This is a genomic window from Myxococcus vastator, assembly GCF_010894475.1.
Taxonomy (GTDB): Bacteria; Myxococcota; Myxococcia; order Myxococcales; family Myxococcaceae; genus Myxococcus; species Myxococcus vastator.
The window spans coordinates 1-8,341 of record NZ_JAAIYB010000380.1 but is presented as its reverse complement, the minus strand read 5'-3'; the positions used below and the strand labels follow the sequence as shown (position 1 = coordinate 8,341).

General features: G+C 67.1%; 6 protein-coding genes. All 6 read right to left on the bottom strand.

Annotated elements, in window-relative coordinates; all coding sequences use genetic code 11:
* Positions 1–236: hypothetical protein (locus tag G4D87_RS28785; protein ID WP_163785913.1), on the bottom strand; the 236-nt coding region annotated here is incomplete at its 3' end.
* Positions 233–952 (bottom strand): hypothetical protein, encoded by a 720-nt coding sequence (locus G4D87_RS28780; RefSeq protein ID WP_163785912.1) that lies wholly within the window; start codon positions 950–952, stop codon positions 233–235. The genes G4D87_RS28785 and G4D87_RS28780, both read right to left, overlap by 4 nt.
* Before the next feature lie 34 nt (positions 953–986).
* Positions 987–1,724 carry a DUF3223 domain-containing protein gene (locus G4D87_RS28775; RefSeq protein ID WP_163785911.1) on the bottom strand — a complete coding sequence of 246 codons (738 nt, stop codon included), beginning with the start codon at positions 1,722–1,724 and terminating at the stop codon, positions 987–989.
* Positions 1,725–2,192: 468 nt separating this feature from the next.
* Complete coding sequence (gene drmB, locus G4D87_RS28770; protein WP_163785910.1) at positions 2,193–4,040, bottom strand: MrfA Zn-binding domain-containing protein; 1,848 nt, start codon at positions 4,038–4,040, stop codon at positions 2,193–2,195.
* On the bottom strand, positions 4,027–7,365 hold the full coding sequence (gene drmA, locus G4D87_RS28765; protein WP_163785909.1) for a DISARM system helicase DrmA: 3,339 nt from the start codon (positions 7,363–7,365) through the stop codon (positions 4,027–4,029). Before drmA ends, drmB begins: the two co-directional genes overlap by 14 nt.
* Positions 7,366–7,373: 8 nt before the next feature.
* Positions 7,374–8,341: type IIL restriction-modification enzyme MmeI (locus G4D87_RS28760; protein ID WP_338045005.1), on the bottom strand; the 968-nt coding region annotated here is incomplete at its 5' end.

Here is an 8,341-nt window from a genome sequence, read left to right as displayed (position 1 = left end):
GCCCCGGCCACCCCCGGCGCGAAGTGGTGGGCCGTGTCCACCCACCAATGCAGCGCCACCGCCTGCCGCACCGAAGCCGCGAGCGCGAGCAGCGCCACGGCGCGAAGGCCACTGGACGTCTGGTGCACGGCCACCGCCACGCACGCGACGCCCGCCCACACCAGCGGCTGGGCCGTGGGGAACAGGAAGGCGGCGCCCTGCAGCAGGCCCGAGAGCAGCGCGAGGAGCAGGCTCATGGTCGGCGGAAGCGCTCCGGAGCCACCGGCGCCAGGGCCGAGGCCTGCGTGCCGGGGAGTTCCACGCTCACCAGGTTGGGCAGCTTGCGAACGAGGCGCGCCTCCAGCGCGTCCACGTTCCAGTCCTCCAGCATGTCACGGGCCTGACTGAGGGTGTCCGGGTCCAGCCGCCAGCGTGTCAGCGGCTTGCCGGAGTGGGTGTGGACCCGCTCCGCGCGCGCGTCGGCGGTGCCAGCCAGGAAGAAGCCCGCCTCGTAGCGCAGCCCCTGCGGCGGCAGCTTGTAGGTGGCGGCCACCACGAGCGCGCCAGGGAGCACGTCGGCGAGCGCGTCCAGCAGCGGCAGGGAGAAGCCGTAGCAGGTGTCCAGCACGATGAGCTCCGGGCGGTAGCAGGCCACGACGCGCGCCAGCGCCTCCGGCCCCGCGTGGAGGTACGTCGGCGGCAGGCTGTGGCCGGAGACGATGAGCACGTCCGCGGCGGCCTTCCGGGGACAGGTGAAGTCCTCCAGCGCGACGAGCTCGCACGCGCCAGCGGATTGGGTGCATGGCGACTGCTGGAGGAGCTCCGAGTCCAGGCGGGAGAAGACAGAGACGACGCGCGGGACTTCCGTCGCCGCGCGTCGGGGGGGCTGCTCTGACGAGCAGGCCACCCACAGGAGCAGCAGCCCTCCGAGGATTCCCTTCCAGCAGCGATGGGAGTAGGTCAGAACGGGCATGGGATGCTGGCTCCTGTGGGCTCAGAGGGAGCTGCTACCAGCAGGCGCAACCGAGCTGGCGGCAGTAGTCGCGGCAGTAGACAGACATGCCGTTGTTGGTGTTGCAGCCCTTGCGGGTGTACTCGCTGCTGCAGATGAAGAAGGAGCTCGTCAGCCACACCACCACGACGACGGCCGCCACTGCCTGGCCCTTACCGGTCTCGCCCTCTGGCAGGTATTGGTAGATGGTATCGAGCAGAACGGTGAGCGAGTACTCGGACACCGGCTCCATCACGTCGGTCTTGTGGAGGAGTTCTGCGGCCTCCCGCTCGTTGCGGGCCAGCGCGTTACCGACCCGCACAGTGCCGTCGGGGTTGAAGGTCATCTTCTGCGTGCCGGCCTCGGTGACGATGAGGACCTCGCCCGTCTCGTCGTGCATCTGGTAGTGGCTCCGGCTGCCGGTCTGCTCGTCGACGATGTCGATGACCGTGATGCCGTCGCCGCGCGTAATCTCCTGGCGCAGCATGAACGCGAGGGGCCGGGGCGCGTCCTCCTCGCTCAGCCGGACCTGGACACGGCCGTAGCGCTCGAGGCTGTTGTCCACCACGCGCGCCGGCTCCACGTCGCGGTGGACGATGCGGCTCGCCAAGAGCCGGGTCTTCTCCATCGTCCAGGGGCTGGTCTCCGGGCTGCGGCTACAGCCCGCCTGGAGGGTGAAGATGCTCAACACCATCAGCACCAGGGCAGATTGAAAGAAGGGGCGTCCAGCAGGGGTGGAAGATTCTGAAGACATATGGCGGTGGTTCATGGGGTTTGGTTCCTCTCAGGGTGAACGGCCCAGGGGCCTCGCGGAAGGGAGGCTCCGGACCGCGCCTCCCCTGGAGCACACCACATGCCAGATGTCTGCCTGGAGACAGCTCCCTCTCAACGACTCGGCGGCTGTGACAGGTTTTGCCACGAGAGCGATGCATGTGTTGCCGATTGGGATACAGTGACCCTGGTCGCCAGCCCAGGAGAGAGGCGACAGGGGTTGGAAGTGAAGTTACCCCAAGAGCTACGGCGCGCTCTGACATGGGACCTCGGACCGGAACTGGCGAGGCACCGAAAGCTCGCGATGGCGACAGCGCGTTCAACGCCGCGACCTCCCCCGCCAGCCGCTCCAGCCCCTCTCCCTGGAGCGCCAGTCGGGACAACGGAAACCCGAGCCGCCGCGTTCGCACCACGGCCTTCAGCCGCTCCAAGTCCAGCGTCGCCACGCCGCTCAGGTCCACGGCGTCGTCAGGAAGGCGACGTCCTCGTGGCCCAGCGTGGGCACGACGAGCGCGCGATCGAGGTACTGGTTGAAGCGCTCGCAGGAGCACTCGGGGAGGAAGAGGCACCCGTGGCACGCGGCGCCCTCCAGGTCGCGGTCGTCACGGCCGGTGGGTTCGTGATGCGCGCAAACGGGGTCATTGGAGCAGAGGCGCGCGTCCTCCAGCGCCCGGGCAAGGTGCTGCCCCAGTCGCCGGCCCTCCTCCACCAGGCCGCCCAGCGTGCCTTCCGCGCCCGTGGTGCCCGTCATCAACAGGATGCCCGCCATGGGGACGGCGTCGCTGTGCGGCGCGCAGTAGAGCCGCTCGCGGATGGAGCTCGCGGGATAGCCACACTCCAGCGCCACCTCCGTCATCAACAGGTGCGCCAGCGAATGGAGCAGGTAGAGCCGCACGCCCGGAAAGGGGAGCTTCGAACCGGAGCCCTGCTTCCAGCGCTCATATCCAGCCCTGAGCACCTCCTCACGCCGCAGCACGGGCTCGGACATCTCCCAGGCATGCACCTGCTGCTCGTCGAGCACCAGCAGCATGCCCTCGCCCTGCATCTCCGTGACGGGTACCCAGTCCCGGTGGAGCGACATCGGCGCGAGCGCGACGTCCAGGTCGTAGCGGCCCTGGAGGTCCTTCGACAGGGGCTCCAGCCGCGTGAAGCCAACCTGGGCCTGGACCTCCCGCAGCCGTCGCGCCAGCACCACGCGTTCGACCAGCGAGGGCAGTCCCTGGGGCCGAGCGATGCGCCGGGCCCAGAAGACCTCGGTGCGGTCCCGGGGCATCTCGCCAGGCTTCTCCTGTGGCTGCGCGAGGAACTGGAGCCACTCCGCGGTGCGGATCTCCGGGACGGCTTCGGGCGTGTGCTCGCGCTCCGCCGTGATGGCCGCCAGCACCTCCGCGTTGGAGGCGGAGCCGAGCGCCGCCTGCACCTGGGCAATGGTCCGGAAGGCCGGCAGGGTCTCCGCGGTGGCTGACTGGAGGATGCTCCACGCGGACTGCACCTTGCGCCGGAGCGACTCCGGTTCAGGGATGGTGATGGCACTGGTGGTCTGCGCGAAGTAGCCGTTGCTGGCGGTGCGGACCAGCAGTCGCTGCTTCTCGTCGCAGCGCTCCCGCGCCTCCAATCCCAGCCAGGGCCGCTCCCCGTCACAGGGGGCCTGCTGCTCCTTGTGTGTCATGTCGATGAGGCGCCTGCGCTTTCCGCACGTCGAGCACGCGACCTCGATGTCACTGAAGTCACCGCTCACGCCCTCCTCGAGCTTGAGCTGTGGGGCTTCGCAAGGCTTGCGCTCGTGCATCCACCAGGTCCAGTCGATGTCCGACAGGTGCCCCCGCGGACAGGCCGCGACGAAGCGCACCGGCACGCAGCGCTCGGGCTTCGCGTCCACTCCCGCGCAGCGGTGGCGGTACTCCTGGTTCACGCGCTCCAAGCTGTTGGCCCGCACCAGCGTGCGGCAGTGGGAGTTCTGGCAGACAAACCAGCGCGGAAACTCATACACCTGGATGCCGCAGGACTCTGTCGGCTCTCGCTCATCCCCAGCGGGGGGCTTGCGGAAGGGGGCCTCCTTGCTGAGCGGCCACTTGTTGCGGTGGTAGAGCGGTTCGACGATCTCCAGCAACCGCGGCTCGTTGACCACCTCGCCCTGGCCCTTGAGACGCCAGAAGTCCAGGCCGCCCACGAGGACTGCGTCGTTCAGCAGGTCCAGCATGCTGCCCGGACCGAAGGTGGAGACCACCTGGCTCTGGCGCACGCGCCCATCCGGCGGCCGCGTCGAACGGGCCCTGGTCCACTTCCTACGGTTCGTCATGCGCTACCTCCTCCGTCGCTGCCTTCGGGGCGCGGTAGCCGCCCAGGGGTTGACGTGAAATCCACAGGTGCACCGAGGACTCCACGTCACGCATGGACGTGGGCGCCTCGAACTTGAGCTCGTCCTGGGTGAGGTTGTCGGTGGGGTCCAGGAAGCCGCGCAGCAGGGGCTTGAGCCCCTTTCCCTCCGGGTCGTAGGGCGAGTACGCGCGCTGGGCGGCGTCCTTCTTCGCCTGCTCGATGATGTTGCGCCACGAGTCGAGCAGGCTTCGCGCGCGCTGCATCACGATGCCGCTGGCGCGCTCCGACTCCTCCTTGGGGAGCCCTTGGCCAGCGCGCTTCGACAGGGTTTCGAGCGCCTGCTCCAGCGCTTCCCGGTGCGCCTGCAGGGACTTCCACTCCAGGGGCGCGGTCATGGCGGTGTCCAGCAGCCGGCCCAGCGCCACCACCACGCCCGCGAGCCCCCGGTCGAGCGCTGGTGCCGAGAAGGGTGTCACCGAGGTGGCTTCGACGAAGCGATAGAACGACTCGTGGTACGTCCCGAAGCGCTCGTAGTGGCTGCGGTCGCGGGGCTTGGCCGCGTTGAGGCACGTCACCACGAGGCCGGGCTTGTTCATCTTGCGGCCCACGCGGCTGGACGCCTGGATGTACTCGCTGGTCGTCTTGGGCTGTCCCGCCACGACCATGAGCCCCAACCGGTCGATGTCCACGCCGACGGAGATCATGTTGCTGGCGAGCACGACGTCGATGCTCTGGGGCTGACCGTGCGCGAGCTCCAGGCGGCTCTTCGATGCCTTGATGTCAGCGGTCTTCTCCCGGCTGGTCAGCTCGATGGGCTCGCCGCGGATGGTCCTGCCCCGGTACCAGGGATGCTCGGCATCTTTGCCGAAGTCTTCTGGACGACGGCGGACGCGGTCCATCACCAGTCGGCGCACCTCGTCCTCGACCAGCCGGCGCATGCCGCCCAGTTCGCGCAGGCTGTTGAAGTAGCCGACGAGCGTCAGGTACGGGTCCGCACTCACGGCGCCGTGAAGTTGTTCGCCGCGCGCGGCGGCCGCGAGCAGGCTGACATAGACGCGCAGCAGGATGGCCTTCATAGGCCGCCCGGGTGCCGCCACGCCCACGTATTGGCGCGCGCCCTTCGTGCCTACGGAGGCGAAGAACGTCTCGGAGGCATCCACGCCTGGCGGAGGAAAGAGCGCGACGTCCCGTCCATAGAGGCGACTCACCTGTTGCCGCGAGCGGCGGACGGTGGCGGTAGAGGCCACCAACTTCGCCCGGGGCGCGAGCGTCAGGACAGCCCCTTCGTAGAGGCCCACCATGGAGCCCAGCGGGCCGGAGATGAGGTGCAGTTCGTCCTGCACGATGAGTTCCGGGGGAGGCAGCCCCTTCGGGAGCGTCACGAGCGCCGCCTTCACGTCCGCGGCATCGTTGCACGGGCCGACGAAGCGCTTCCCGGTGCGCCCCAGGACGCGACCGAAGAGCAATCCCGTCTCTCCACGCCACGGCAGCATGGCGAACTTGTCCACGGTGGCGACGAGGAAGCACGGCAGCTCGCGGTAGATCTGCTCGTCGACGAAGAGGACGGGGAGCCCTTCCGGGTTGCGGCCCAGGTTGAAGGCGCACGCGATGTTGGCGCAGCCGACGAGCACTTCCTCGGGTTTGGACTTGGAGGGTCGGAGGATGAAGCATTCCCGTTCGAACGGCGTCGCGCACCAGGGGCAGGTGGCGAGTGGGAACGGAGATTGCGCGCGGGCGCTGTTGTCGTTCTTGTACTCGGTGATCTGCGTGGAGGCCTGCTCCAGCGTGTTGGCGGTCGCGGAGCGGCCGACCCACAGTCCGATGGAGAAGCGCACTGCTCCCAGGCGCTTCGGCTCTTGCTGGCGGAGCACTTCGAGCGCGCAGATGAGTGTCGCGGCGCGACCGAGTTGGTCGAGTGTGAGCAGCCGCAGCGTGTAGCGAAGCAGCACGGCCACGCCCAGGCCGCCGTGGAGGTGGGCCTGCCCCCTGAGGCGACGCAGGAGCAGCGTGAAGGCAATGAGTCCCAGGTAGGCCTGCGTCTTTCCGCCGCCGGTGGGGAAGAAGATGAGCTCCACGAGCTCACGGTCCGCGTGGCCTTCGTGCTCGACGGAGGGGAGGTTGAGCAGGATGAAGGCGAGCTGGAAGAGACGCCATTGGGGCGCCTCTTCCTGCCGTACCTTGCGTTCCGCCTGAGCCATGACGCTGTTCATCCAGCGGAAGGCGTCGAAGGCGAGAGGTTCCCGAGCCAGGAGCTGGATGCCCTCCTCGATGCGGTCCGCCGCGCGTCGAGCCCTGCGGATGAGCTCATCCCGTGTCTCCTCGCGGCGTTCGCTGCCGACAGCGACAGTGGCCTGGGTGGCCACCCATTCACGGTAGGTCCGGACCAGGGGGAGCAGGGCCGCTACGGCCTCCGAGGGTGTCGTGAACGCGGCGAGCTGCTCCATGCCCACCGTGACTTCGCCAATCTGCCGCGCTTCGACAGGGAGCACCTCGACGCGTGGCAGCCAGTCCGTTTCCACGCGGGTGACGGGGACGGAGGTGGATGGGACGCGCACGGAGATGCCATGGCCCACGGCCCACCGCTGGCGGTCGCGGAACTGGAGGTCGTTGACGCGGTCGTCGTCGTCCTCGCTCCTGGCGTCGCTGGAGTCCTGTCGGCTGACGAAGCCCTGCGCGCATTCCAGGGTGAGATGGGTCTGGAAGGCATAGGCCTCGTCCCGCTCGACGGCGGTGCTGGTGGGCGGGCGCGCGTTGACGAGGAAGATGGCGACCGCGAGCTCGCCTTCGCGCGTCTTCTCCACGTGGCCTTCCAGGCGCAGGCCCCGGCTGTCCTGGAGGAACATGCCTTCCTGCAGAGTCGCGTCGTTCAGGGACAAGGTGACGGTGCGTTGGTGGAAGGTGCGGCTCCAGTGCTTGCGCTCCCCTCCTTCGAGGCGCTGGTAGTCCGCCCAGCAGACATGGGCTGTGAGCTGGGACGTGCCTGCGGGGACGAAGACGGACAGGCCCATGGACGCGGGCAGGCGGCGAACCTTCTTGGCGGTCGGGTCGGGTCGGGAGGCTTCCTCGTCGTCCTCGTCATTGCCCGCGGCCAGGTCGTCTTCTTCGTCGTCGGGGTCATCCTCGATGACACCCTGGTCGAGCGGGACCAGGAAGCCCGTCAGGTACCAGCGGGACGGTGGCGTGCGGAGCACCTCCGGGGCGTCCGAGACAGGAGCGCCTGGAGGCTTGTTGAACGGGCCAACGAGGTCCGCTTCAAGCGCATCAATGAGGTGGGAGCGGACCGCTCCCGTGTCAGGGACATTCATGGGAAGGCTCAGGCAGTCTGGGCGCGGGACTTCGAGGGACGGCGGACGGTAGGATGGGCTTCCTCATGGGCACGCTGCGCGTTCAGGTCGAAGAGGCGGTCGAGAACTTCGTCCTCGAAGACTTCGAGCTGTTTGGGAGTGGCGCCGCAGTACGGTGGAATCTGGATGTCAGACCAGCCATACGCGCTGAGCACCGCTCGATCTACGTCTTCGTGAAGTGCTCGTAGGGCCTGGGTTCTTGCGCCTGATTCCTGTGAGTCGTTGAGCACATTATACGTTGTTGTCAATCCGGCCGACCTGGCAATCATGTAGTTGCGTCGATCCGCATCAAGGAATGTTCCGATCTCTCTCAACAAGTCCAGTTCGGGCTCACTGGGGAGCGGGAATGTCTCGAGGCAGTCCGATGGGGCATATCGAATTGAGTGCCTTTTAGCCCAGGTGGTGTGTAGGCGACTTTGGAGGACTGAGAGGATGCCTGGGTGATCTTTTGCTATGACCACAACCTTTTCATTGAACACTCTGTCCGTGGGGAGGATGGAAAATGCAATGTGTTTTGGAACGCGAATAGTGACGATGCACGTACTGAGTCCTTGGAGTGCCCTGCGAAGTCCCATGGCGGTTTCTCCAAACAACCACCAATTATCGCGACGGGACTTCCTGTTTGTCTTTTCGCGTTGTGGGCGCACATACTCCTCAACGATTGAGAGCAGTTCGGGCCAGCGCCTCGCTTCCTCCAGCGTCTTTCCGGTGAAATCAATTACGTATCCGTCTGGGTGCTGCGCGGGCGAGTCGTTAATGGTCTCCCCACGCATGTACTTCTTGAGAATCTGGGCGTTGGCGCGATTATTGAGGAGCTTTTCCGCTGCTTCGTTGCTGACTCGAAAGCCTTCGCCCGTCAGCTTGATGCCGAGATAGGAGATCATTTTGTTGGATTGAAGCCGCTTGGGGCTGGGGAGTTCGGGTTTTGGCTTTAGGT